This window comes from Komagataeibacter intermedius TF2 (assembly GCF_000964425.1).
In the GTDB taxonomy this organism is placed as follows: Bacteria; Pseudomonadota; Alphaproteobacteria; order Acetobacterales; family Acetobacteraceae; genus Komagataeibacter; species Komagataeibacter intermedius.
In genome coordinates this window covers 1-207 of record NZ_BANF01000498.1, presented here as the reverse complement: position 1 = coordinate 207, position 207 = coordinate 1, and the positions used below count along the sequence as shown (strand labels likewise).

General features: G+C 51.7%; 1 protein-coding gene. It reads right to left on the bottom strand.

Features of this window, described 5'->3' with window-relative positions; all coding sequences use genetic code 11:
* The coding region (locus tag B7449_RS18180; RefSeq protein WP_159108160.1) for an ATP-binding protein at positions 1-207 on the bottom strand (207 nt) is incomplete at both ends.

Sequence of the window (207 nt, the reverse complement as noted above, 5' to 3'; positions counted from 1 at the left end):
CACAGGGACTCTGTCATCATCCGGCTCCTTCTGGTGGGAAGAAGATCTGTCCTTTCTGTTTTTTGACGCGGCAGTGCTGGCTCGGAATCTGTAGCTGTTATTTCCTGTCTCGATGATATGACAGTGATGGGTTAGCCGATCGAGGAGCGCCGTCGTCATCTTTGGGTCACCAAAGACGTCTCCCCATTCACTGAAGCTCAGATTGGT